The sequence below is a fragment of the Tellurirhabdus rosea genome (genome assembly GCF_026278345.1).
GTDB lineage: Bacteria > Bacteroidota > Bacteroidia > Cytophagales > Spirosomataceae > Tellurirhabdus > Tellurirhabdus rosea.
Map to the genome: position 1 here is coordinate 2,826,752 of NZ_CP111085.1, position 24,685 is coordinate 2,851,436.

Annotated in this window: 18 protein-coding genes; 13 read left to right on the plus strand and 5 right to left on the minus strand. The window is 56.8% G+C overall.

The window, feature by feature from the left end:
* Positions 1 to 14: 14 nt before the first annotated feature.
* Both ORG26_RS11850 and ORG26_RS11855 read right to left on the minus strand, forming a co-directional pair.
* A complete protein-coding gene (locus tag ORG26_RS11850; RefSeq protein ID WP_266361971.1) occupies positions 15 to 1,574 on the minus strand; it encodes an outer membrane beta-barrel protein in 1,560 nt (519 codons plus the stop codon).
* Positions 1,561 to 2,112 (minus strand): RNA polymerase sigma factor, encoded by a 552-nt coding sequence (locus tag ORG26_RS11855; protein WP_266361973.1) that lies wholly within the window; start codon positions 2,110 to 2,112, stop codon positions 1,561 to 1,563. Before ORG26_RS11855 ends, ORG26_RS11850 begins: the two co-directional genes overlap by 14 nt.
* Before the next feature lie 220 nt (positions 2,113 to 2,332).
* Here ORG26_RS11855 and ORG26_RS11860 point away from each other — a divergent pair, with 220 nt between their 5' ends.
* Together ORG26_RS11860 and ORG26_RS11865 are read left to right on the plus strand one after the other, a co-directional pair.
* A complete protein-coding gene (locus ORG26_RS11860; RefSeq protein WP_266361975.1) occupies positions 2,333 to 3,175 on the plus strand; it encodes a sugar phosphate isomerase/epimerase family protein in 843 nt (280 codons plus the stop codon).
* A 134-nt stretch (positions 3,176 to 3,309) separates the two neighbouring features.
* Positions 3,310 to 6,276 carry a PVC-type heme-binding CxxCH protein gene (locus ORG26_RS11865; protein WP_266361977.1) on the plus strand — a complete coding sequence of 989 codons (2,967 nt, stop codon included), beginning with the start codon at positions 3,310 to 3,312 and terminating at the stop codon, positions 6,274 to 6,276.
* 122 nt (positions 6,277 to 6,398) lie between these two features.
* Here ORG26_RS11865 and ORG26_RS11870 read toward each other — a convergent pair whose 3' ends face one another.
* Positions 6,399 to 7,742: a UDP-N-acetylmuramate--L-alanine ligase gene (locus ORG26_RS11870; protein ID WP_266361979.1), complete on the minus strand. Its 1,344-nt coding sequence runs from the start codon at positions 7,740 to 7,742 to the stop codon at positions 6,399 to 6,401.
* 291 nt (positions 7,743 to 8,033) lie between these two features.
* On the opposite strand from ORG26_RS11870, the gene ORG26_RS11875 reads away from it, so the two are divergent.
* Together ORG26_RS11875 and ORG26_RS11880 are read left to right on the plus strand one after the other, a co-directional pair.
* On the plus strand, positions 8,034 to 9,521 hold the full coding sequence (locus ORG26_RS11875) for a type III PLP-dependent enzyme domain-containing protein (RefSeq protein WP_266361981.1): 1,488 nt from the start codon (positions 8,034 to 8,036) through the stop codon (positions 9,519 to 9,521).
* A 114-nt stretch (positions 9,522 to 9,635) separates the two neighbouring features.
* Positions 9,636 to 9,767 carry a hypothetical protein gene (locus ORG26_RS11880; RefSeq protein WP_266361983.1) on the plus strand — a complete coding sequence of 44 codons (132 nt, stop codon included), beginning with the start codon at positions 9,636 to 9,638 and terminating at the stop codon, positions 9,765 to 9,767.
* On the opposite strand, the gene ORG26_RS11885 is transcribed toward ORG26_RS11880, so the two are convergent.
* A complete protein-coding gene (locus ORG26_RS11885; RefSeq protein WP_266361985.1) occupies positions 9,764 to 10,282 on the minus strand; it encodes a D-glycero-alpha-D-manno-heptose-1,7-bisphosphate 7-phosphatase in 519 nt (172 codons plus the stop codon). The two genes, ORG26_RS11880 and ORG26_RS11885, sit on opposite strands and share 4 nt — an antisense overlap.
* 211 nt (positions 10,283 to 10,493) lie before the next feature.
* Here ORG26_RS11885 and ORG26_RS11890 point away from each other — a divergent pair, with 211 nt between their 5' ends.
* From ORG26_RS11890 to ORG26_RS11900, 3 genes are all read left to right on the plus strand, one after another.
* Positions 10,494 to 11,570: an OmpA family protein gene (locus tag ORG26_RS11890; RefSeq protein ID WP_266361987.1), complete on the plus strand. Its 1,077-nt coding sequence runs from the start codon at positions 10,494 to 10,496 to the stop codon at positions 11,568 to 11,570.
* A gap of 252 nt (positions 11,571 to 11,822) precedes the next feature.
* The gene (locus ORG26_RS11895) at positions 11,823 to 14,804 is read left to right on the plus strand and encodes a SusC/RagA family TonB-linked outer membrane protein (protein ID WP_266361989.1); all 2,982 of its coding nucleotides are present in this window, start codon (positions 11,823 to 11,825) and stop codon (positions 14,802 to 14,804) included.
* 90 nt (positions 14,805 to 14,894) lie between these two features.
* The gene (locus ORG26_RS11900; protein ID WP_266361991.1) at positions 14,895 to 16,322 is read left to right on the plus strand and encodes a RagB/SusD family nutrient uptake outer membrane protein; all 1,428 of its coding nucleotides are present in this window, start codon (positions 14,895 to 14,897) and stop codon (positions 16,320 to 16,322) included.
* Between the two features lie 110 nt (positions 16,323 to 16,432).
* On the opposite strand, the gene ORG26_RS11905 is transcribed toward ORG26_RS11900, so the two are convergent.
* A complete protein-coding gene (locus ORG26_RS11905) occupies positions 16,433 to 19,099 on the minus strand; it encodes a valine--tRNA ligase (protein WP_266361993.1) in 2,667 nt (888 codons plus the stop codon).
* A 209-nt stretch (positions 19,100 to 19,308) separates the two neighbouring features.
* On the opposite strand from ORG26_RS11905, the gene ORG26_RS11910 reads away from it, so the two are divergent.
* The 6 genes from ORG26_RS11910 (at position 19,309) to hisIE (ending at position 24,623) form a co-directional block, all read left to right on the plus strand.
* Positions 19,309 to 20,220 (plus strand): DUF72 domain-containing protein, encoded by a 912-nt coding sequence (locus ORG26_RS11910; protein WP_266361995.1) that lies wholly within the window; start codon positions 19,309 to 19,311, stop codon positions 20,218 to 20,220.
* Between the two features lie 436 nt (positions 20,221 to 20,656).
* Entirely contained in the window at positions 20,657 to 21,244 is a 588-nt protein-coding gene (gene hisH, locus ORG26_RS11915; RefSeq protein ID WP_266361996.1) for an imidazole glycerol phosphate synthase subunit HisH, read from the plus strand.
* A gap of 93 nt (positions 21,245 to 21,337) precedes the next feature.
* Positions 21,338 to 22,072, plus strand: coding sequence for a 1-(5-phosphoribosyl)-5-[(5-phosphoribosylamino)methylideneamino]imidazole-4-carboxamide isomerase (gene hisA / locus ORG26_RS11920; protein WP_266361998.1), 735 nt, complete (start codon positions 21,338 to 21,340; stop codon positions 22,070 to 22,072).
* Between the two features lie 103 nt (positions 22,073 to 22,175).
* Complete coding sequence (hisF, locus tag ORG26_RS11925; RefSeq protein ID WP_266362000.1) at positions 22,176 to 22,937, plus strand: imidazole glycerol phosphate synthase subunit HisF; 762 nt, start codon at positions 22,176 to 22,178, stop codon at positions 22,935 to 22,937.
* A 239-nt stretch (positions 22,938 to 23,176) separates the two neighbouring features.
* Positions 23,177 to 23,962: a virulence protein RhuM/Fic/DOC family protein gene (locus ORG26_RS11930; RefSeq protein WP_266362002.1), complete on the plus strand. Its 786-nt coding sequence runs from the start codon at positions 23,177 to 23,179 to the stop codon at positions 23,960 to 23,962.
* 55 nt (positions 23,963 to 24,017) lie between these two features.
* Positions 24,018 to 24,623: a bifunctional phosphoribosyl-AMP cyclohydrolase/phosphoribosyl-ATP diphosphatase HisIE gene (hisIE, locus tag ORG26_RS11935; protein WP_266362004.1), complete on the plus strand. Its 606-nt coding sequence runs from the start codon at positions 24,018 to 24,020 to the stop codon at positions 24,621 to 24,623.
* Positions 24,624 to 24,685 lie beyond the last annotated feature (62 nt).

The following is a 24,685-nucleotide window of genomic DNA, read 5'->3' on the forward strand; positions in this document are numbered from 1 at the left end:
CGTCTGCGCTTCAATCAAAAGTGGTAGTTCATACCGACCCCGATACCCATAGCCTGCGGGCGGGTCTGCACCTGGGCCTCCGGACGCGTACCCGTCTGGAGCGCGTACTGATAAGAGCCGGTCACTGAACCTGACCAGCGGCGGGTGGGGCGGTAGTTGATGCGCACGCCTCCCGTTCCTGAAAGCGTAACGGGGCGGTAAACGGCGTCGTCCGGCGTTACTTCCACCGTTCCGACGGTATTCTGAAGGAAGACATTGGCCAGAATTCCACCCAGCAGGGCATAGCTCACCTTGCCCGCCGGGCGAATGTGGTAGCCCGCCTGAACCGGAATCTGCACAAACCGGAATTCGTTGGCAACCGTCGTGCTGTTGGTCGCCGCGGCATAGAGCGAATTGCTGCGACTGGGGTCAAAGTTTGCCTGCTTGTCCTGTCCCAGCGCGCTGTTTTTGAGCGCCGTTTCCAGCAGGTTGTCGGCCGAACTGCTCATGGCGGTCATGACCACGGCGTTGCTCTGGGCGGTCGCGTTACCCTGCAAATACATGACGCCGGTTTCGACCGACCAGTGTTCCGAAACTTTCATCCCAGTATTCCACTGCATCGACAGCGACATCCGGGCGCGGTTCTGAATCTCCGGCTGGGTCGATACGCCCTGGTTCGACAGCATCGAGGGGCTGGCCGTTGCGTAGACCGGCGTCAGGCCCGTAACCCGGACGGAAGCCGCGGGGTTGAACGACATAGGCATTACCGTTACGGCGGTCCAGTATTCCTTGCTGCGGCTCTTCCGGTCGATCTGGGGAGCGGCCAAGTCATCGGGCATCCGGAACCAGACCACCCGGCTGATGCCCTGGCGGGAACGGAGCGAGAACGGTTTGCCCGCCAGCAGGGCATAGGAAGCCTCCCGGCGTTCGAGGGCTCCGGTTGCCATAGCGGCATCCGAACGGCTGAAACGCTCCTGTACCGTCTCTGATGTCTTTGCGGCAATTGCTGGTTGATGGTCTGCGCTTTCGCCCGACCGGAAATCTGTCCGGCTCCGGGGCGAAACGGCCGACATCGTACTGGGCAGGTCCGCAAAGGACTCCGATCGGGGGGGCGTTTGCAGCGCCGACGAAGTACCGGGCGTTTTCCAGTTCGTGCGGAGCCGTCCGGCAACGGCTTCATCGTACCGCACCGCGGGGGGCGTGGCGGAGGCCTCGGGTTGTTCCGGGGAAAGGGAATTCGGATTCCGTCCGGCCGCGTCAGCCGCCGTTTGCTCTGCCGCCGCCACCTGTTCGGATGACGCCGGACCCGAGGGCGCCGGTATGCTTTCCTGACGGGCCAAGCCCGGCGAGTCTGCGCCGGCCCGGTCGGCCTCGTAAAAGGCCCACCAGCCCAGCAGAATGAGGGCTACGGCCGCTGCGGCTCCGTAGGCAAACGGCCGCAACCGTGTCCAGAACGGAATAACCACCGCCCCGTGCTCCTCTTCGTTGAGCTGGCGTTCAATGGCATCCCAAACCCGCATGGGCGGAGTGTCGGTTGCCTCATTGAAGGCGTTGCGCCATTGTTTTTCGAACATATTTTCTTCAGACTGACTCATTTCTTATCCGGAGTTCGTTCTGAATTTTTTGTTGCAGCAGCATCCGGGCCCGCGAATACTGGGACTTGGACGTGCCTTCTGAAATTTCGAGCATATTAGCAATTTCGGGGTGAGTGTACCCTTCGATCGCGTACAGATTGAATACGGTCTGGCAGCCGGTCGGGAGTTCCTGTACCAGTCTCAGCAGTTGCTGGTAGTGCAGGCCCGCGAGGCTGTCTTCCGCCTGGGGCAGGGCGTAGGCCACTTCTTCCACGTCGGTCTGGTTTTGCCAGGGCTTTTGTTTGCGGATGTGTTTGAGGGCCGTATTGATAACAATTCGTTTGAGCCACGCTTCGAGCGGGCACTCAAACCGGAAACTGTCGAGGTGATTGAATGCCTTCACGAAAGAGTCCTGGAGCACATCTTCGGCATCATCGCGGTCTTTGGTGTAGCGCTGGGCAACGACAAATAGCTTCCCGGCGAACAACTCATAGAGTTTTCGCTGCGCCGTTCGGTCTTTTCTTCGACACCCGTCAACTAGTGCTCGTTCATCCAGCATACCGTTCAACTTCCAGACCCGGTTTGGGAGAAAAGGGTTGGAAGTGAGTGAAAATTTTTTGAAAAAATACTTTTAACAATCAACAGGTTTCCCGCAGATTAGCGGTTCGCCGCGGCGACACAGATTTGAAACGCAGATGTTCGCAGAGAAATCGGCAGAATCTGCGTTTCAAATCTGTGTCGCTGCGGCGAATCGTTAATCTGCGAGAAAAAAACGCTATATGAACCGCCGAACCGTCCTCACCACCCTGGCCGCGCTGCCTTTCGTCACACCCGTTCTCGCCCGGAAACCCCCGCGCTTCCAGATCGGGGCCTGCGACTGGTCTATCGGTCAATCCAGCAAAATTGCCGCCTTCGAGGTGGCCAGGCAAATTGGTCTGGATGGACTGCAGGTTAATATGGGTTCAGCGGACAATAACATGCATCTGCGGCAGAAGGAGGTGCAAAAAGCGTACCTCGATGCCGCCCGACGAACGGGTGTCAAAATCGGCGGCCTGGCCCTGGGTGAACTCAATTCGGTTCCCTACAAGTCCGACCCGCGCGCCGAAGAATGGGTTCAGGACAGCATCGGCGTAGCCCGCGCTTTAGGCGTCCGGAATGTTCTGCTGGCTTTTTTCAGCAAAGGCGATCTGCGCAACGACCCGGCCGGGCAGAAAGTGGTGATTGAACGCCTGAAAGCCGTAGCGCCCAAAGCCGAAAAAGCCGGCGTGACGCTTGCCATTGAATCCTGGCTGAGCGCCGAAGATCACCTGCGAATCATTGAGGCGGTCGGCTCCCCGGCGCTGAAGGTCTATTACGACGTCTGCAATTCAACCGTCATGGGCTACGACATTCTACAGGAGATGCGCTGGCTTGGGAAACAGAACCTGATCTGCGAACTGCACTTCAAGGAAAACGGCTTCCTGCTAGGCCAGGGCAAAGTGAATTATCCGGAAGTGCGGCGAGTGCTGGACGAGATCGGCTACAGCGGATGGATTCATATCGAGGGTGCTATTCCGGACAAAAAACCGATGCTGGAAAGCTATATTCAGAACAACGAATTTACGCGGAAACTGCTGGCCTAGCAGCTTGCCTGATCAGGTCCTATGATGGAAGCAACATCGTTCCACGATATTTTTAGTAGAACTTATAATAATAAGTTGCATATCCTGAGATTTCATATTTCCTTTGGTTATGAACGCCTTAACGAGCCAGCCAGATGAGATTTTCAACCGGAATAGCCATGCCGAAAGCGCCGTTTCTGATGCTTTCGGGCTTCGTTGCCAGCCTCTTCTGGTGGGCCGAACTGAACGAAAGACCGGCAACGCCAGCCGCCCTGCCCGCTGAGCCGGAAAGCCGCGTCCGCCAGTCCGCGCCACTGGGCAGCGACTCCGCCCGACTCTATTTACCAGACGATCTGGAGGCAACGCTCTGGGCCGAGTCGCCGCAGTTTTTCAATCCGACGAACCTCGACATCGACGCCCGGGGCCGAGTCTGGGTGACCGAAGCCGTCAACTACCGCGACTTCAACAACAAGCCCGACGCCCGCCTCAACCACGCCGAAGGCGAGCGGGTGGTCATTCTGGAAGACACCAACGGAGACGGGCGCGCCGACCACAGCAAAGTGTTCGTGCAGGATAAAGACCTGAAATCGCCGCTGGGTATTGCTGTTATTGGCAATAAAGTCATCGTCTCGGCCGCGCCGCATCTGGTCGTGTACACCGACCAAAACGGCGACGACAAACCGGACAAAAAAGAAATCCTGCTGACCGGCTTCGGCGGCCTCGACCATGACCATTCGCTGCACGCGCTGGTAACTGGGCCGGACGGCAACTGGTACTTCAACACCGGCAATGCCGGGCCTCACCTGGTGACCGACAAAGCGGGCTGGACACTCCGCTCGGGTAGCCTCTACACTGGCGGGACGCCGTACAACCTCAAAAACGAAGGCGCACAGACCAGCGATGACGGGCAGGTCTGGGTCGGCGGTCTGGCCCTCCGCGTTCGGCCGGACGGGACGGGACTGAAAGTGCTGGCGCACAATTTCCGGAACAACTACGAAACGGCGCTGGACTCGTACGGCAATCTGTGGCAGAACGATAACGACGACCAGGTGGTGGCCTGCCGCACGAGTTTCGTTCTGGAAGGCGGCAGCATGGGCTACTTCAGCGCCGACGGGACCCGTTACTGGCAGGGCGACCAGCGGCCGGGTCAGTCGATCGCTGCGGCGCACTGGCATCAGGAAGACCCCGGCGTGGTGCCGCTCGGCGACCTGACGGGCGCGGGTTCGCCGACGGGGGTGGTCGTCTACGAAGGCGACGAACTAGGTCCGCAATACCGGGGCATGCTCCTGAGCGCCGAGGCTGGCCGCAACGTGATTTTCAGCTACAAACCCGAACCCGAGGGCGCGGGCTTCCGGCTTCCCCGCCGCGATTTTATCAGCACGTTTCCGCAGGTCGATGAGACTTATAAATGGAATGACGTCGCCAACGACACCCGCAAATGGTTTCGGCCGAGCGACGTGGCGGTAGGAACCGACGGGGCGCTGTACGTTGCCGACTGGTATGACCCCATCGTGGGCGGCCACGCCATGCACGACAAAAAAGGCTACGGCCGCATTTACCGCATCACGCCCAAAAACCGGAAACTGACCACGCCCCGCATCGACGTAAAAACCACGAAGGGGCAAATCCTTGCTTTGCAAAATCCCGCCGTGAACGTGCGGGCGCTGGGCTTTGCGGCGCTGCGGGCAAAAGGGGAGAAGGCCATCAAGCCCGTCAAAAAACTGCTGACGGCCGCGAATCCGTTTCACCGGGCGCGGGCCATCTGGCTGCTGGCGCAGCTGGGTCCGAAGGGCGTGGCGGAGGTGGAAAAGCTGACGGTGCATCCCGACGAAAACACGCGGCTGGTGGCGTTCCGGGCCCTGAAACCGCTGTTTACCGACCGAAACCAGTATCAGTTTCCGCAGTACCGTAATCTGGTCAGTATGCTGGCCGAGGACCCGTCGGCGGCGGTCCGGCGGGAGGTGGCAATCGTGCTGCGGGACGTTCCTTTCGACGACTGCCGGGTGATGCTCGCCAAGCTGTTCAGCCAGTACGACGGTCGTGACCGCTATTACCTGACCGCGCTCGGCATTGCTTCCTGGCGCAAAACGGACGCCATCTACGACATGCTGCGGACCGGACTTCCGGCCGACCCGACGCAGTGGAGCCAGCCGCAGGCGGACCTCGTCTGGGAACTGCACCCCGCCGCCGCGGCCGAAGCCATGAAACAGCGGGCCGCGGCCCCCGCGCTTTCGGCGGAGGCCCGGCGACAGGCGCTTGTGGCGCTGGGTTTTATGAACGACGAAAAAGCCGCCCGGTTCATGGCCGACCTGACCAAATCGGCGGATACGACCTTGGCTCGCCAGGCTGACTATTGGGTTTCTTTCCGGCGCGGCAACGACTGGGCCAATCTGTTGAACTGGGACGAAGTAGTGCCGCCCAAACGGTCCGAAAGCGAACAGCGAATGCTGGCCCTGCGCCAGAAACTGCTGGATGAATACACGAAAGCGGAAGAAAAGCAGAAACTGGCCCGGGAAATGGCGGCCACGCCGGAAGGCGGTAAACTGCTCGTCGGACTGGCGGCGGATAAAAAACTGCCGTCCGACCTGACGGCCCTGGTCGGCGAAGTGATCTTCTCCAACCCGGACCTGAACGTGCGCATTATGGCCGCGGATTATTTTACCAAACCCGGGGCTTCAGCCAGTCTTTCGCCGCAAAAAATTAATGCCCTTAACGGCAGCAAAACGGCCGGGCTGACCGTCTTCAAAACCCACTGCGCCACTTGCCACCGGCACGGGGAGCAGGGGAATAACATCGGTCCGCAGCTAACCCGGATTCACACGAAATTCGACAGAAACGGCCTGCTGGATGCCATTCTGAATCCGAGCGCGAGTCTGGCTTTCGGTTACGAGCCCTGGCTGATTACGACCCAGTCCGGCGATACGCACTACGGTTTTCTGATCAGCGACAACAAACAGGCGTTGGTCATTAAGGATGCCGCCGGACAGAAACAGACCATCCCGACCTCAAAAATTGCCTCCCGCAAACAGTACACCACCAGCCTCATGCCCGACCCGACGGCCATGGGCCTGAGCGAGCAGCAGCTGGCCGATCTGCTGGCGTTTCTGATGAACCCGTCCTGAACCGCGCGGCGGACCGTCGGGATTGACGCTGATTTTAGCGATTTATCTTGAAGAGCTTCGCCTCCATAAAAATCATGTCAATCATTAAAATCAGCGTCAATCCCGACGGTCCGCCGCGCGGTTCAGACAATTCCTCCGAACGTCCCCGAGCTCATCATCAGCACCACCGTCGGCAGGCCGTTCTGCTGGGCATCGATAAACGCTTTTAACTGGGTCGGATCGGTGAAGACCTGCAGGTCCGGGCGGTCGAAGGCAGACACGATTTCGTCGGCCGAGATCGGCTCCATCCGTTTCATTTCGAGCGTGTGCGGACTGTAGAAGACCGCCGCCGCGTCGGCTTTGTCGAGTTTGTCGCGGTACTGACTCAGAAACGCCTTGTTGAGGCTGCTGAAGGTGTGCAGCTCGACGCAGGCCACCAGCTTGTGCCGCGGAAACTGCTGGCGGACGGCAGCCGTGGTGGCCTCTACTTTGGACGGCGCGTGGGCAAAATCGCGGAACACGGTTGTCTGTTCGTTCTGCGACACCAGTTCCAGCCTTCGGGCCGCGCCTTTGAACGATTGAATGGCTTCGTAAAACTGCTCCTCCGTGATGCCAAGCCGCTCGCAGACGGCCAGGGCACCGGCGATATTCTTCATGTTGTGCTCGCCGAAAACCAGCACGGGCACGTCGCCGAGCAATTTCGTTTTGAGGAAAGTCTTTCCATTTTCGATGCGGTACGGGTGAACGTCGTAGGGCTGGCGGGTCACGCCTTCGCGTTCCTTCAGCGCGATGACGTCGAGCATATCGTCCGTATCGTCGAAGATGATAGTACCGGCTTTGGGCAGCGAATCGGCCAGCAACTCGAACTGGTGGACGTACTGTTCGTAGGTCGGGTAGATGTTGACGTGGTCCCAGGCGATGCCGCTGATGAGCACGATATGCGGCTGGAAAAACAGGAACTTCGGGCGCGGGTCGAGGGGCGAGGCTCCGTATTCATCGCCTTCCACCACCAGCACGGGAGCTTCTCCTGTCAGCTGAACCATGGTGTCGAAGCCGTCCAGCTGCGCCCCGACGAGGTAATCGAACGAACGCCGGTGGTGCCGGAGCACGTGCAGAATCATGCCCGTAATGGTCGTTTTGCCGTGGCTTCCGGCGATGACGACGCGCTGTTTATGGCGGCTTTGTTCGTAGATGAATTCGGGATAGGAATAAATCGGCAGGCCCAGTTCCTGCGCGCGCAGCAGTTCGGCATTGTCCTTGCGGGCATGCATGCCCAGGATGACGGCGTCGAGGCCCGCGTGGATGTGGTCGGGGTTCCAGCCCATCTGCGCCGGCAGGAGTCCGGCGCGTTCGAGGCGCGAGCGGGAGGGCTCATAGATTTCGTCGTCGGAACCGGTGATGGAATGGCCCTGCTGTTGCAGTGCGAGGGCAAGGTTGTGCATGGCGCTGCCGCCGATGGATATGAAGTGAATGGACTTGGGCTGCATGTAAAATTTTTTGTCGTGCTAAAATAGAAGTTTTTTAAACGCGCCCCGTTCAGAGGTCTGGGGGAAAAGCATTTAAAAAAAACGGGCCGGACCGAATCAAAAACCCCGGAAATTTCGTTTCCCTAAGTGCGAAAGAACTATCGTCAGCGACTTGACAATCAGGCGTCCCGGATGTGGAGATTATGGTTTCGTGAAGGGATTTACCAGACTGTTGGAAAGTCGCTCTTTTTATGTCAATTTCGCACACTTTTTTTATAACCAATAAATCGCTTTTATGCTTCTGCCGAAAGGATGAAAAGCTACAACGACCTGATTGAACAGACCTTCGAGTTTCCGACGCTCGAATTCAAAGTGGAGAACAATTCGCTGTTGTTCAACAACGTCCCGCTGATGGACATTATCAAGCAGTACGGTACGCCGCTGAAACTGACGTACCTGCCGAAAATCAGCGAACACATCGAGCATGCCAAGCTGCTGTTCAAGAATGCGATCAAACGCTATAATTACAAGGGCTCGTACACGTACGCGTACTGTACCAAATCGTCGCATTTCCGGTTTGTGCTGGAAGAAGCATTAAAGAATAACATTCACCTCGAAACGTCGTCGGCCTACGATATTCCCATCATCCGGTCGCTCTACGAAGACGGCAAGGTGAGCAAGAGTACGTACCTCATCTGCAACGGCTACAAACGGCCGCTGTACACGCAATACATTTCGGAACTGATCAACGACGGCTTCAACGTCGTGCCCGTTCTGGATAACCTGAAGGAAATCGAAGCCTACGAGAACGCCGTAACGGCCGACACGGTGAACTTTGGCATCCGGATCGCCACGGACGAAGAACCCAACTTTGCGTTCTACACCTCGCGGCTGGGTATTCGCTACAGTGACGTGAACGAACTGTACCGGTCCAAAATCCAGAACAACCCGAAGTTCAAGCTGAAAATGCTGCACTTCTTCATCAATACGGGCATCAAAGACAGCGCGTATTACTGGAGCGAACTGAGCCGGTTTATGTACAAATACTGCGAACTGCGGAAAATCTGCCCGGACCTCGACTCCATCGACATCGGGGGAGGCATGCCGATCCAAACCTCGTTCCAGTTTACGTACGATTACCAGGCGATGGTCGACCAGATTGTGGAAAGCATTCAGTGGATCTGCAACAAGAACAACGTGCTCGTGCCGCACATCTTCACGGAGTTCGGTTCGTACACGGTGGGCGAGAGCGGCGCGGTGATCTACAAGATCATCGACCAGAAGCTGCAGAACGACAAGGAACTCTGGTACATGATCGACGGCTCGTTCATTACGCATCTGCCTGATTCGTGGGGCCTCGGTCAGAAATACATCATGCTGGCGATCAACAACTGGGATAATCCGTACCAGAAAGTGAACCTTGGCGGCCTGACCTGCGACTCGCACGACTTCTACAACACGGAAGCCCACAGCGCCGACCTGTACCTGCCGATCTACGACCAGGACAGCGAGGACCAGTACATCGGGTTTTTCCATACGGGTGCCTATCAGGAGTCGCTGGGCGGCTACGGCGGCATCCAGCACTGCCTCATCCCGGCACCGCAGCACGTCATCGTGGACCGGGACTCGGACGGCAACATCACCACGCGCCTGTTTGCGCCGGAACAGGAAAGCGAAACGATGCTGACCATTCTGGGCTACCAGAAGCCGGTAGACGCCGACCTGAAAACCGAGAAGCAGGCCGCCCACGAAGCCGGTCAGGACGGACAGGAGCAGCAGCCGGTCGAAGAATTGGTATAAAATTGAAAAGTCAGCCGACGGAGAACTTCGCCGGCTGACTTTATAAATTAATTTTTGTATTTTCGTTCGGCAAGCCGACAAGCCGTAACGGCCTGTAAACTATAGCAAAAGACTATGAAAAAGATCGTTTTCCTCCTGGGAGTTCTGACCGTTGCGTCTTTGGGTTCCTGCGCCCGAAAAGGGTGCCCGGCCTACGACAGCTACAACGTAAAGAAAAGCCCGGCTCCGCAGACCCGCACGGTTTAAGCGGCTTCGAGTACATACCGCGTCGCTTCCAGCAGGTCACCGGCCTGCTGGTCGCCGACGGGCATTTCCGGTCGGTGGTGCGTGATGTGCACCGTCCGGACGCCGACCCGTTTTCCCGCGTGCATATCCCGCGGAGCATCCCCGAACATCCACGACTGCGACACGTCGATGTTGTACCGGGCAATCGCCTTTTCCAGCATCAGCGAGTCCGGTTTGCGCCGCAGCGACCGCGACGTATAATCCGGGTGGTGCGGACAGTAGTAGAAGGCGTCGATGACGTTTCCACAGGCTTCCTGCAGGTACGTATGGCATTTGGCCACGTCTTCCCGGGTATACAAACCCTTGGCAATGCCCGCCTGGTTGGTCACCACGATCAGCAGATACCCGGCCTCTTTCAGCTTTTTCAGCCCCTCAGGCACGCCCGGCAAAATGTTAAAATCCTCTACCCGGTAGACGTAGTCAATCCGGTCTTCGTTCAGAACCCCGTCGCGGTCCAGAAATACGCACTTATTCATGTAGGCAAAATTGGTAGTCTGTTGGTTAAAACGGCTGGTGTGGTTTCTGTTTGGGGTAAAATACCATTTTTTGTAAAAAATATCTAATGGCTTGTCTGTCCATAGGCGGATTTTGTTTTCCCTTTAACAAATTTTAACGCCCATCGTCTTTCTCTACTAAGCGTTGATGGTCGTAAATTCGTTACTCATACAGACGCTAGAAGGGACGATTATGAAACGCTGGATACCGGGATTATTGTGTTTTTTCATATTTCTGGCGCAGACCGCCGGGGCTCAGAAGATAGAACAGAAAGATATCAATCCGCCGCAGAAAAACGTGCCGGGCGGCGGACGGATTACCCGAATTGATTACACCCGTCATAAAATGATCGTTCATTTTGAGACGGAAAACAACGAACGGGCGACGGTTTCCGGCCCCGGCCACCGCAACGCCTGGCGGCTTTACGACGCCCAGTCGCGGAAGCAGTACAACCTGATTTACGTCAAAAATATCCGGGTTGACGGCGAAACCAAGGTGGATTATCTGGACGAACCCCGGAATGCCCAGTTCTACAATGTCCATTCCCTGAAATGCGAAGCCCATTTTGAACGGCCGGGAAAAGGCGTGACCCGGGTCGACATGATCGAAGAGGACGTAGAGCAGTTTGAAGGGCGGCAGGACCCGCTCAGCGGCGGGCTCAGTTCGCAGTGGCCCTACAACGTGTACAACGTGCGGGTGCTGCCTTATGACGACAAGGAGGAACCGGCCACGGTCATGCGCAACAACCGTCCGCCCGTGGCCGCTCCGAAGTCCGCTCCGGCGACCAAACCGGCCGCCCCTGCCCGAAAACCGGCTCCCGCTGCGCCTGCCAAACCCCGACCGGCCCGCCCGGACTCGGTCGTGGCCCGGACGCCGCCGGTGAAAACGCCCGCCCCCAGGGTGGAAAACTTCGACAACCGCGTCGAGACGGGCAAAACCTACCGCCTTTCCAACCTGCTGTTTCCGCAGTCGGATTACCGGATTCAGGCGGGTTCGTATCCGGAACTGAACAAACTCGCGGAGGTCATGCGGCAGAATCCCGAAATCAGGATCGAACTGGCGGGGCATACCGACAACGTGGGCGACCCGAAACTGAACGTTGAATTGTCGAGAAAGCGCGTGGAGGCGGTGAAGAGCTACCTCGTCAGCAAAGGCATCGACCGGGAGCGGATTCGGACGGTGGCGTACGGCGGCAGTCGGCCGGTTGCCGACAATACCCGGGAAGAAACGCGTCGGCTGAACCGCCGGGTCGAGGTGAAAGTTGAGTAAAACCTATTTTTTCTAAAATCAGTACTTTTTTGAAGGCATCCCGGTGGTTTGGGATGCTTTTTTTGTAATTCAGGCCGAAAAACAAACCTAAAAATATTTTTTAGGCACAAAAAAGCCCCAAAAGAGCCAAATTTTCGACCTTTTGCGGTTACAAAGAGGTTACTAAACTTCCCAAAGCGTATATACTAAGTTGTTTTACTTAGACATATGGTTTTTTTTTGTAGCAGTTTTTTTGCGTCAAACTAAAAACCTATGAAGCAACCACTACGTTTTTTGTTTTTCCTGCTGACACTTGTGGCGATTACCACCGGCTACGCGCAGGAGCGAAAAGTAAGCGGGCGAGTCACCTCCGCCGATGACGGAGCACCCTTGCCCGGCGTCTCCATTGCCATCCAGGGAGGCACCCGCGGAGCCCAGTCTGATGCTCAGGGAAATTACTCATTGTCTGTGCCGGATTCGAAGGCCGTTCTGGTTTTCAGTTTTGTCGGGATGGTCAAGCAGGAAATCACCGTCGGCAACCAGAGCGTTATCAACGTCGATCTGAAGTCCGATGCTTCTCAACTGAACGAAGTAGTGGTGACCGGCTACGGCCAGGGCAATCGCCGGGAGTTTGCCGGCTCGGTCGCCAGCATTTCGCCCGCCCAGATCAAGAACCAGCCGGTTGCTTCGTTTGACCAGCTTCTGCAGGGGCAGGCTCCGGGCGTTCTGGTAATCGCCAACAGCGGTCAGCCGGGAGCGGCGGCTTCGGTTCGCGTGCGCGGCTCCGGTTCGGTCAACGGCAGCAACACGCCGCTTTACATCGTCGATGGCATCCAGATCGACGCGGCGGCTTTCCAGACCATCAACCCGCAGGATATCGAAACCATTTCGGTCCTGAAAGATGCGGACGCAACGGCCATTTACGGCTCACGCGGCGCCAACGGGGTTATCGTCATCAAAACCCGTCAGGGCAAAGCCGGTAAGACACGCATCAGCTACGACGGCCAGTACGGTCAGTCGTACTTCCCCCAGAACCGTCTGGAACTGATGAACACCAATGAAAAAATCGATTACGAACTGCGCCGGGGCGGTACGGATCTGGCCAAATACACGGCCGCTCAGATCGCCGACCTCCGCAAGGTCAATACCGACTGGCAGAAGGAGATTTTCCAGATCGGCCAGACGCAGCAGCACCAGCTGAGCGCTTCGGGCGGTAACGAAAGTGTGCTGTTCTATGTATCCGGAAACATGTTTTCGCAGACCGGTACCGTAAAAGGAACCGACCTGAACCGCTATACGGGCCGCATGAACCTGGAGGCCAATTCCGGACCTCTGCGTTTCGGCCTGAACGCCACGGTTGGCTATTCGATCCAGAACTTCCAGACGGAAGGCAACACCACCATCACCTCGCCGCTGAACGCCATCCGCTGGGCCAACCCGTACGAAACGCCGTACAATGCCGACGGAACCTATACGGCCTTCCGTTCCGGCCAGCCGAACCCGGTCCGGGAGCTGAACGAGACGAGCCGCCAGTTCAACGAACTGAAAACGGTAGCGGCCGGCTTTCTGGAGTACGATTTCCCGTTCCTGAAAGGCCTGTCGGTCCGGACCAACTGGGGCGTTGACTTCTCCAACCAGGAGCAGACGGTGTACAACAGCCGGTTCGGCCAGGTGGGAACGGGCTCGGCCGTAAAAGGCCGTCAGGGTCGCCTGAGCCGCGATTTCTACAAAAACACGCGATTCACCGGCACTACCTCACTGAACTACAACAATACCTTCGGCGACCACTCGGTCCGCGTGGGTCTTTATACCGAGATGGTGCGTCTGAAACTGGGCTCCTTCGGGTACACGGGTTACGGCCTGGGCGGTATCCTGCAAAACGAAGCGGGCATTACCCAGAACAACGCCAACATGATTCCGGACACCCGGGGCGACGGCATCCAGAACGCCCTCGTGTCGTACTTCACAACGCTCGGCTACGGCTTCAAAAACCGCTACTACCTGAACGTGAACCTGCGTCGTGACGGCTCATCCCGCTTCGGGAAAAGCTACCGCTTCGCGGACTTCGGTTCAGTGGGGGCAAGCTGGGTCATCAGTGACGAGCCTTTCATGCAGGGCATCACGAGCGGCGTCCTGAACAACCTGCGTCTGAAAGCCAGCTACGGTTCGGTGGGTAACCAGGAAGGAATCGGCAGCTTTGCCTCCCTCGCCATTTACCAGGCGCGCGGCGGACGGACCAGCCAGACGATTTCGTCCTACGACGGTAGCTCAACGGTAATTCTGACGCAATTGGAAAACCCCGAGCTGCGTTGGGAACAAAAGAATACGTTTAATGCCGGGGTGGAATTCTCACTGCTGAGCAAGCGGATTTCCGGCGGCGTGGAAGTGTATAACTCGGTGACGAAAAACCTCTTCCTGAACGACCAGCTTTCCCGCACCACGGGCTTCAACTCGATCAACCGGAACATCGGTGAGTTGCAGAACCGCGGTATTGAAATCGGTCTGAATACGGTGAACGTCGATGCCGGTGACTTCAGCTGGGAAACCAACATCAACTTTACGCTGAACCGGAACAAAATCCTGAAGCTGACGCCGACCACGCCGGAGCGCGGGATCATCTCGGGCAACACCATCAACCGCGTCGGCCAGCCCATCAACAGCAACTGGCTGGTGGAGTACGCCGGGGTGAATCCGCAGACGGGTGCCCAGCAGTTCCGTAACCTGAAAGGCGAGATCACCGAAACCTACAGTCCCAACGACGCCCAGATTTTCGGACCCCGCGAGGCTCCGTATTTCGGCGGTGTTACGAATACGCTGCGTTTCAAAGGCATTGAAGTGTCGGCCCTGTTTACCTACGCATTTGGCAACTACATCTTCAACAACGACCGGACGAACGTAGAAAACCCCAACTACTACGCCGACAACGTGTCGCGGGCGCTGCTGCGCGAATGGCAGAAAGCGGGTGACATTACGGACATTCCGAACCCGAACCTGCCTTACCAGACGGCGGTCACGCATTTCCTCGAAAAAGGCGACTTCCTGCGTCTGCGGAACCTGACGGTATCGTACAACCTGCCTGGCACGCTGATGCGCAAGGCCAAAATGTCGTCGGCCCGCATCTTTGTACAGGGGCAGAACATGCTGACCTTTACCAAATTCCAGGGCTTTGACCCTGAAATCACGGGCGGCCAGCTGACGGGCGCTCAGTACCCGGCATTGCGTACGTTCACGGCTGGTTTGGGTATCGGGTTCTAAATTCAACGAAGGTTTACCGGGTGAAGCGCCGGGTCCGGAACATCGGCAGGCGGTCAGCCGGTAAACCTTCCCTCAAACACTAAACGATAGATGAAAAAACTATATGCCCTTCTGTTGTGCGGCAGCCTTCTGACAGCCACCTCGTGCAACGATATGATTGACCTGACACCCACCCACTCCCTCAGCAGTGCGAACGTGTTCGGGAAACTGGACGACTTTGAGCCGGTGCTGAACGGAACGTACGCGTCCATGCGGGATATGTACGCCTACGGCCTGTTCTCCTCCGTAGCGGCCGATATGATGTCGGACAACCTGATCGAAACCAACGAATCGCTGGTCAACTACAAGGCCGTGACCGACTGGACGTACGCGGCCGACCAACTCCGGATCGGAGAAGTGTGGCGCTTTAATTACCTGATGATTAATGACGTCAACCTGATTCTGGAGAATATCGCTCCTTACGAAGCTTCGGCTCCGAAGAAGGCAAACCGGATCAAAGGACAGGCGCTGGCGATCCGCGGACTGCTGCACTTTAACCTGTTGCAGTACTATGCCCCTAACTTCGACCGAAATTCGACTTCGCCGGGTGTTCCGGTAAAAACGACGTCAAAAATTGAGACGCCGGCCCGCGCAACCGTCAAGCAGGTTTACGACCAGATCATCAAGGACCTGGAGGCTGCCCTGCCGTTGCTGAACGACGTGGATGCCGCCATCAACACGGCCACGAAGCGCAGCCGGATCGATGCCGCTACGGTCAACGCCATCCTGGCCCGGGTATCGCTCTATGCGAAAGAGTACGACCGGGCTATCACGTACGCCACGGCGGCCATCAGTGCGCGTCCGCTGGCTACCCGTGCCAACTTCCCCGGCATCTGGTCCGACGCCAACGCCGATGAAGTGCTGTTTGCCATTCAGTTCAACCCCGGTGAAGGCGGTCCGGCCCTGGACGTATGGTCTCCGGCCACGAACCGTTCGCAGTGGGAACCGGCGGCGACGCTGCTGAGCACCTTCGACCGGACGAACGACGTGCGGTTTGCTTCGTATTTCACCGCGGGCGAAAGCATCACGGGTTCGGTGAACCGGGCCGGTCGCTTTGTGGTAACGAAATACCAGGGGAAAGGCACGGCCCGCGACGGAGCCGCCAACTTCAAGGCGTTCCGGACGGGGGAAATGTACCTGATCCGCGCCGAAGCCCGCGCGCTGACCAACCGCGCCGCCGAGGCGCTGGCCGATCTGAATACGCTGCGGGCCGCCCGGATTGCCAACTTCGCGCCGGGTACCGAAACGGGCCAGGCGCTGATCGACGCGATTGCGCTGGAGCGCCGCAAGGAACTTTGGATGGAAGGTCACCGCTGGTTCGACCTCAAGCGCACGACGCGCGTGGTGAACCGGGCCGACTGCCGTCCGGGCTCGGTGTGTACGCTCGCTGCCAACAGCCCCAAATGGGCATGGCCGATCCCGCAGGGCGAAATCCTGGCGAATCCCAGCATCGCCGGCGCGCAGAACGACGGGTACTAAGAAGAACTAACTGTTAACCACAGAGGGCGCAGAGATTAGCACAGAGTTTCACGGAGTCATTACTCTGTGTTCTCTGTGCTAACCTCTGCGCCCTCTGTGGTTAACCTACTTTAAGCCTGCAGCAACGCCGCCAGACTGGCCTGCAGCGCCTTCATTTTTGCTTCGGCATCGGCCAGTTTCTGCCGCTCGCGCTCCACGACTTCCGGCTTGGCGTTCGCCACGAACCGTTCATTCGAAAGCTTTTTGGCCGTTGCTTCGTAAAAGCCTTTGGTATACTCCAACTCCTTCGTCAAAGCGGCGATTTCCTGTTCCACGTCGATTTCGCCGGCGATGTTCACAAAGAACTCGTCGCCTTTGATGACGAACGAAGAACCTTCCGCTTTTTCGCTGACGTAGCTGATGTCCGACACGTTCGCCATTTTCCGGATCAGGCCTTCCAGCGGGTTGAAGCGGTCGGGCGTTTCGGTCCGGATGGCGAGCGGCAGTTCGGTTTTTGGAGAGATCTGCTTCGCGTTCCGCAGGTTCCGGATCGTCGTCACGACGTCAAAAAGCAGGTCGAAATCGGCCAGCAGGGCCTCGTTGACGGGTCCGCCGGTCGGGTAGGGAGCCACACAAACGCTGTCGCCCGCTTTCCGCTCGCGGATGTCCTGCCAGATTTCTTCGGTAATGAACGGCATGAACGGGTGCGTCAGGGCCATCAGTTGTTCGAAGAAATTGATGGTGGCGTCGTAGGTGGCCCGGTCGATGGGCAGTTCGAAGCCCGGTTTGATCATTTCCAGATACTGCGAACAGAAATCGTCCCAAATCAGCTTGTAGACCGTTTGCAGGGCATCCGACATCCGGAATTTGCCGAAATGATCCTGCAGTTCGGTAATGGCCTGATTCAGCTTCGCGCTGAACCACTCAACAGCGAGTGCATTGCTGTCTTTTGTCTCTTGTCCGTTCTCTGTGGTCTCTACAACCGTCCAGCCTTTGACCAGCCGGAACGCGTTCCAGATTTTGTTGCAGAAATTCCGGCCCTGTTCCACCAGTTTGTCGTCGTAAGGCAGGTCGTTCCCGGCCGGCGAACTGAAGAGCATGCCCGTCCGCACACCGTCGGCCCCGAACTGTTCGATGAGGTCCAGCGGGTCGGGCGAGTTGCCGAGCGATTTGGACATTTTCCGGCCCAGTTTGTCGCGGACAATCCCCGTCAGGTACACGTTTTGGAACGGCTCGCGGCCTTTGTATTCGTATCCGGCAATGATCATCCGGGCAACCCAGAAGAACAGGATTTCAGGAGCCGTCACGAGGTCGTTGGTCGGGTAATAGTAATCGACATCGCCTTGTTTGGCTTTCGGGCGGGCGGAGTTTTCCGGTTGACTTTCCGGGATGAAAACCGACATGGGCCACAACCAGGACGAGAACCAGGTGTCGAGGACGTCTTCATCCTGCGTCAGGTCGGCTTCCGTGAGGGCAAACAGCAGGTGTTCGCGCTGGGCTTTCCGGAGCGCTTCGCGCTTGTTTTTGGCCACGATGACCGTGCCGTCCTTCATGTAAAACGCCGGGATGCGGTGGCCCCACCAGAGCTGGCGGCTGATGCACCAGTCATGAACGTTCTCCATCCACGAACGGTACATGTTCTTGAACTTGGGCGGCACCAGTTGCACCGTGTCGTTCATGACGTTTTCGAGGGCGGGCTGCGAAAGCTCCTTCATTTTCAGGAACCACTGCAACGACAGTTTCGGCTCGATGACGGCGTTGGTCCGCTCCGAGTATCCGACGTTGGACTTGTATTCTTCCGTTTTTTCGAGGTTCCCGGCCTCTTCCAGCATCTTGACGATGGCCTTCCGCGCCGCAAAACGGTCCATACCGACCAGAATCTGGGCTTTTTCGTTCAGCGTGCCGTTATCGGCCAGAATGTCGATGACCGGCAGTTTGTGCTTGATGCCGAGTTCGTAGTCGTTCGGGTCGTGGGCCGGTGTTACTTTCAGGCAGCCCGTCCCGAAATCCATCGTCACGTATTCGTCGGTGATGATGGGAATTTCGCGGTTGATGAGCGGAATGAGCGCTTTTTTGCCGTGGAGGTGTTTGTACCGCTCGTCGTTCGGGTTGACGCAGATCGCCGAGTCCGCCATGATGGTTTCCGGCCGGACGGTAGCAATCGTGATGAAATCACCCGCCGAACCCTGAATGGCGTATTTGATGTAAACCAGCTTCTGCTGGACTTCCTTCATGAGCACTTCCTCGTCCGAGACGGCTGTCATGCCCTGCGGGTCCCAGTTCACCATCCGGACGCCCCGGTAGATCTGGCCTTTGTTATAGAGGTCCACGAAGGTATCAATGACGGCGTCGTACAGGGCCGGTTCCATCGTGAAGCGGGTCCGGTCCCAGTCGCAGGAAGCGCCCAGCTTGCGGAGCTGCTGGAGGATGATGCCGCCGTATTTGTGGGTCCATTCCCAGGCGTGTTCCAGAAATTTCTCCCGGCCGATTTCCTTTTTGTCGATACCCTGCTCTTTCAGCATGCTGACGACCTTGGCTTCCGTCGCGATGGAGGCGTGGTCGGTGCCCGGCACCCAGCAGGCGTTTTTGCCTTCCATGCGGGCCTTGCGCACGAGCACGTCCTGAATGGTGTTGTTCAGCATGTGGCCCATGTGCAGCACGCCCGTCACGTTCGGCGGCGGGATGACGATGGTGTACGGCTCGCGGTCGTCCGGCTCGGAATGAAAAAAGCGGTTGTCCAGCCAGTACTGGTACCACTTTTCCTCAATGTCTTTGGGATTATAGGTCTTTGAGATCATAGTCAATTAGATGAAAGAGAATAGATAAAAGAAAAAAGACAGAGGAAAGCCTGTTAGTAGTCAGAACAGAAATAGTTCTAGGCTAAATTCTTTTCTCTTTTGTCTATTCTCTTTTCTCTTGCACGACAAAATTAGTCAATTCAGAACGGGCGCGAAAACGAAAGGCGGTCTTTGACAGTTTTAACGGTACACTTCTACTCCTGCACCCCATGGAATTCGGTAAAGTAGCGAACCTCGACGCGGTGGATTTCACCCTGCCGCCCGACCACCCGTTCAACCAGCGCATCTGGGACATGGTCGAGCCGGCGGCCCATCCGGAAGTTCTGATCGGCGGGCCGATCTGGGCCAATAAATCGTATGTCGGAAAAATTTATCCGACCAACGCAAAGGACAAGGATTTTCTGCACCACTACACCCGGCAGTTCAACACCATTGAGCTGAACCTGACGCACTACCAGATTCCGACCGAAAACATGATCCGGCGGTGGAAAACCGAGGCGGCCGACGGCTTTGTGTACTGCCCGAAATTTCCGCAGGCGATCAGCCACGACCGGGCGCTGGTGGCGACCGAATCGCTGACGGAGGAGTTCATCAACGCCGTGCTCGGTCTGGAAGAGTTTCTGGGCACGTCTTTTCTGCAACTGCCCCCGACCTTCGGCCCCGACCGGCTGCCGATTCTGGAAAATTACCTGAAAAACCTGCCCGACGACCTGGAAGTGGCCGTCGAATTCCGGCACGAAAACTGGTTCCGCAAACCGGAAATCTGGCAGAAAACGCTGGACAGGCTCTTTGCTCTGCGCCGCGACCTGGTGATTACAGATGTGGCCGGTCGGCGCGACGTGCTGCACATGAGCCTGTCGAGTCCGAAGCTGGTGTTACGGTTTATTGCCAATGACGGCCACCCGACGGATTACCAGCGCGCCGACGCCTGGGTGCAGCGCCTGAAAACCTGGTTCGACAAGGGCCTGCAAACGGCTTACCTGTTCATCCACGGCGGGGCCGAAAACGATACGACCCCCGAACTGATCCGCTACTGGATTCGCCAGCTCAACGCGGTCTGCGGCCTGAACCTGCGCGAGCCCGCCCTCCGGCCGGAAGTGGTGCAGGGGAGTTTGTTTTGATTTAGTTTAGACAAGAGAGGAGAGATGAGAGAAAAGAGACAGGAGAAAAGAGAGATGAGGAGATAGATGTTAACGAACGGGCAGTCTTCTGTCCTTCGTCTTTTGTCTCTCGTCTTTTGTCTAACCTCTCTTTTTCTCTTTTCTCTCTCGTCTTTTCTCTTTTCTCTCTTGTCTAATAAAGCTACCTTTGCTCCATGAAAACCGCAAACGCCATCCATCCTCATCATTCTGTCTCGTAATCAGGCAGGACGGATGCGTTTTTGGGATAAACAGTGACACAACGAAATACCCGATAACCAAAGCCCGGTTCTGCCAAGGAGCCGGGCTTTTGATTTTTAGACAAAAGAGAAAAGACGAGCGACAAAAGACCAGAGACAAGGCGGGGGCAGACGGCTTTCTCTTTGTCTCATGTCTATTGTCGCCTGTCTACAGAATTATGAAAACCGTCATCATCAAATACAACGCCGGCAACGTACAGTCGGTCATGTACGCGCTTGATCGCATCGGGGCCAGCTACCTGCTTACGGACGACGAAGCCGAAATCCGCTCGGCCGACAAGGTTATTTTCCCCGGCGTCGGGGAGGCGAGCACCGCGATGGCTTACCTGCGCGAAAAAGGCCTCGACCGGGTGATTCCGTCCTTGAAGCAGCCGGTGCTGGGCACCTGCGTCGGCATGCAGCTGCTCTGCCGGTACTCGGAAGAGGGCGACACGACCTGCATGGGCGTGTTCGACGTAGACGTGAAGCGCTTTCCGGCGAAGCTCGGCTTTAAAGTGCCGCACATGGGCTGGAACAACCTCCGCGACCTGCGCAGCCCCCTGCTGACGGGCGTAGAGGAAAACTCGTACGTCTATTTCGTGCACAGCTACTGCGCCGGCATCTGCGACCAGACCATCGCCTCGTGTAGCTACGTTCAGCCGTTTAGCGCGATGCTGCATAAAGATAATTTTTACGCCGCCCAGTTCCACGCCGAAATCAGCGGCAACGTCGGGCAGCGGATTCTGGAGAATTTTTTGAAACTGTAAATAGAGATAAAAGAGGTTAGAGAAAACAGAAAAGACTCCTGCTTCGACCTGCTGTCTTTTTTCCTTTCTCTCTTCTCTTTTTTCTTTCATACTATGTACATCATCCCCGCAATCGACCTCATCGACGGCAAGGCCGTCCGCCTGACCCAGGGCGACTACAGCCAGAAAAAAGAATACAACGCCCGTCCGCTCGAAGTGGCCCAGCAGTTTGAAGACGCCGGCCTGACCCGCCTGCACCTCGTCGACCTCGACGGGGCGAAGGCCAAGCGCGTCATTAACTGGAAAGTGCTCGAACTGATTGCCACCAAAACAAAGCTGCACATCGACTTCGGCGGCGGCGTGCAGTCTGAGGAGGATCTGAAGGTTGTGTTCGAATCCGGTGCCAGACAGGTAACGGGCGGCAGCATCGCCGTCAAGAACCCGGACCTGTTCGAACACTGGCTGAAAACCTACGGACCCGAAGCCATCATTCTTGGGGCCGACGCCAAAAACGAAAAAATTGCGGTCAGCGGCTGGGAAGAAGGAACGGACGTGTGGGTGTATGACTTCGTGGAGAAATGGCTTGAAAAAGGCATCAGGTACACCATCAGCACCGACGTCGCGAAAGACGGTCTACTGCAGGGCCCTTCGTTCGACCTCTACAAAAACCTCCAGGAACGCTCTGCCGACCTGCACATCATCGCCAGCGGCGGCGTGAGCAACCTGGCCGATATCGAGCAGCTGGCCGAAATGAACCTCTTCGGCGTCATCGTCGGCAAGGCGATTTACGAAGGAAGGGTTACGCTGAAGGAGTTAGAAAAAATGAACCGCGGCGGCGGGCCGCAATGAACAATAAATAATGAACTACTGCGGTTCATTGCGGCCCGCGGCGGTTCATTGTTCATTCTTCATTATTCATTGACCACGAAGTTCATTCTTCATTAACCACAAAATGTTAACCAAACGCATCATTCCCTGCCTCGACATCAAAGACGGGCGCACGGTCAAAGGCACCAATTTCGTTAACCTCCGCGACGCCGGCGATCCGGTCGAACTGGGCCGTATTTACGCGGAACAGGGCGCCGACGAGCTCGTTTTTCTGGACATTACGGCTACCGTCGATGAGCGCAAGACGCTGATCGAACTGGTTAAACGCGTGGCGCATGTCGTCAACATTCCCTTTACGGTGGGGGGCGGCATTTCGTCCAAGGCCGACGTGTCGGCCCTGCTCAATGCCGGGGCCGATAAGGTTTCCATCAACTCGTCGGCGGTGCGGAATCCGGGCCTGATCGACGAACTGGCGCAGGAATTTGGTAGCCAGTGCATTGTTGTCGCCATTGACACGCGGTACGTGGACGGCGAGCACATCGTCCACACGCACGGTGGCCGCAAGCCGACCGAACTCCGGACGATTCTTTGGGCGAAGGAAGTGGAGGACCGGGGCGCGGGCGAAATCCTGCTGACCTCCATGGACACCGACGGCACCAAAGCCGGGTTTGCGCTGGAACTGACGGCCCAGATTTCCGGTGCTGCCAACATCCCCGTTATCGCTTCCGGGGGTGCGGGCTCAATGGAGCATTTTGTGGACGTATTCACGGCCGGGAAAGCCGATGCCGGACTGGCGGCGAGCATCTTCCACTTCAAGGAAATCGAAATTCCGGCGCTGAAGAAGTACCTCAATCTGAAAGGAATTGAAATGCGGATGACGGATTGAGGAATTGGTTATCTTCGCCTGCCTCCCGTAACAGTTCTCAAACTATGGAAAATCAGATCGTTATTTTTCAGACTCAGGACGGCGCTGCAAATCTTGAAGTCAGATTAACAGACGAGACCGTCTGGCTTTCACAAGCCCAGATGATTGATCTTTTTCAACGGGATCAATCCGTAATCAGCCGACACATAAACAGCGTTTTTGCGGAGGGTGAACTGGACAGAAAAAGCAATATGCAAAAAATGCATATTGCAAATTCCGACAAACCGGTATCGTTCTACAGTCTGGATGTTATTATCTCGATTGGCTACCGTGTGAAATCGCAGCAAGGCACGCAATTCCGCATCTGGGCTAATAAGGTACTGAAAGACCACTTGCTGAAAGGCTATACCCTGAACGAAAAACGGCTGCAGCAGCAACGGGAAAGTTTACGGGAAATTCAGCAGACACTCCTTCAGTTTCAGCAGTCGGTGGAACAGGAGAGCCTGACCTTACAGGAAGCAAAAGGGATGCTGTCGCTGATTACTGAATACGCCAAATCGTTTACGCTGTTAAATCAGTTCGATACCAATGAAGTCGACACGATTGGCCTTGGGGAAGATGTCGTCTACGAACTGGATTATGACGAATCGCTGGCGGCAATTGCGGAGTTAAAGCAGCGACTCATGGAGCAAAAAGAAGCTTCCGATCTGTTTGGCCGCATCCGCGACGACGGCTTCCGGGGAATTCTCGGCAGCGTAGCCCAGACGTTCGGCGGGCAGTACCTCTATCCAACGATCGAAGAACAGGCGGCGCATTTGCTTTATTTTGTCATCAAAAACCACCCGTTCAGCGATGGCAACAAGCGGATTGGGGCCTTTCTGTTTGTCTGGTTTCTGGAAAAGAACCGGCACCGGCTGAAGAAAAACGGCGTTCTGAAAATAAACGAAAACGCGCTGGTGGCGCTGGCGTTGCTGGTGGCGCAAAGCGACCCGGCCAGTAAGGAGCTGATGATTCAACTCATCATGAATTTAATCAAGAATGACTAAACGCAGGGACGGGTTACGGAGCCGTATCGGTCTTTTGTCCCTTGTCTAACCTCTTATGTCCAAAGAACTAAACTTCGATAAATCCCCCGACGGCCTCCTTCCCGCCGTGATTCAGGACGCGCAGACCGGCAAGGTGCTGATGCTGGGATACATGAACCGGGAAGCGTACGACAAAACGGCCGCCGAAGGTGTCGTGACGTTTTTCAGCCGGAGCAAACAGCGGCTCTGGACCAAAGGCGAAACGTCCAGCAATTTCCTCCGCGTCGAACAGATGCTGGTGGATTGCGACGGCGATACGCTGCTGATCAAAGCCCGCCCCGACGGTCCGACCTGCCATACGGGCGCTGATACGTGTTTCGAAGAAGTGAACACCGGAAAAGGCCAGTTCCTGAATTACCTGCAGCACATTATCCGTGACCGGAAGGCCAACCCGTCCGACAAGTCCTACACAGCCAGCCTGTTTGCCAAAGGCGTCAACAAGATTGCCCAGAAAGTAGGCGAAGAGGCTGTGGAACTGGTCATTGAGGCGAAGGACGATAATGCCGACCTGTTCAAAGGCGAGGCCGCCGACCTGCTGTTCCACTATCTGGTGCTGCTGGAGCAAAAAGGGTTCGACCTGGACGACATCATCGCTGTCCTCCAGAAACGGCACGCAAAATAGCGGTTCTGAACAGTATTAGCCGCTTTGAGTTTGAAGTTTGACGAGGTTTTCATTTATTGGCG

Excerpts from the sequence above, each read along its gene's own strand:
- ORG26_RS11850 (WP_266361971.1), bottom strand. The coding sequence starts at position 1,574 with ATGAGTCAGTCTGAAGAAAATATGTTCGAAAAACAATGGCGCAACGCC.
- ORG26_RS11855 (WP_266361973.1), bottom strand. The coding sequence starts at position 2,112 with ATGCTGGATGAACGAGCACTAGTTGACGGGTGTCGAAGAAAAGACCGA.
- ORG26_RS11860 (WP_266361975.1), top strand. The coding sequence starts at position 2,333 with ATGAACCGCCGAACCGTCCTCACCACCCTGGCCGCGCTGCCTTTCGTC.
- ORG26_RS11865 (WP_266361977.1), top strand. The coding sequence starts at position 3,310 with ATGAGATTTTCAACCGGAATAGCCATGCCGAAAGCGCCGTTTCTGATG.
- ORG26_RS11870 (WP_266361979.1), bottom strand. The coding sequence starts at position 7,742 with ATGCAGCCCAAGTCCATTCACTTCATATCCATCGGCGGCAGCGCCATG.
- ORG26_RS11875 (WP_266361981.1), top strand. The coding sequence starts at position 8,034 with ATGAAAAGCTACAACGACCTGATTGAACAGACCTTCGAGTTTCCGACG.
- ORG26_RS11880 (WP_266361983.1), top strand. The coding sequence starts at position 9,636 with ATGAAAAAGATCGTTTTCCTCCTGGGAGTTCTGACCGTTGCGTCTTTG.
- ORG26_RS11885 (WP_266361985.1), bottom strand. The coding sequence starts at position 10,282 with ATGAATAAGTGCGTATTTCTGGACCGCGACGGGGTTCTGAACGAAGAC.
- ORG26_RS11890 (WP_266361987.1), top strand. The coding sequence starts at position 10,494 with ATGAAACGCTGGATACCGGGATTATTGTGTTTTTTCATATTTCTGGCG.
- ORG26_RS11895 (WP_266361989.1), top strand. The coding sequence starts at position 11,823 with ATGAAGCAACCACTACGTTTTTTGTTTTTCCTGCTGACACTTGTGGCG.
- ORG26_RS11900 (WP_266361991.1), top strand. The coding sequence starts at position 14,895 with ATGAAAAAACTATATGCCCTTCTGTTGTGCGGCAGCCTTCTGACAGCC.
- ORG26_RS11905 (WP_266361993.1), bottom strand. The coding sequence starts at position 19,099 with ATGATCTCAAAGACCTATAATCCCAAAGACATTGAGGAAAAGTGGTAC.
- ORG26_RS11910 (WP_266361995.1), top strand. The coding sequence starts at position 19,309 with ATGGAATTCGGTAAAGTAGCGAACCTCGACGCGGTGGATTTCACCCTG.
- hisH (WP_266361996.1), top strand. The coding sequence starts at position 20,657 with ATGAAAACCGTCATCATCAAATACAACGCCGGCAACGTACAGTCGGTC.
- hisA (WP_266361998.1), top strand. The coding sequence starts at position 21,338 with ATGTACATCATCCCCGCAATCGACCTCATCGACGGCAAGGCCGTCCGC.
- hisF (WP_266362000.1), top strand. The coding sequence starts at position 22,176 with ATGTTAACCAAACGCATCATTCCCTGCCTCGACATCAAAGACGGGCGC.
- ORG26_RS11930 (WP_266362002.1), top strand. The coding sequence starts at position 23,177 with ATGCATATTGCAAATTCCGACAAACCGGTATCGTTCTACAGTCTGGAT.
- hisIE (WP_266362004.1), top strand. The coding sequence starts at position 24,018 with ATGTCCAAAGAACTAAACTTCGATAAATCCCCCGACGGCCTCCTTCCC.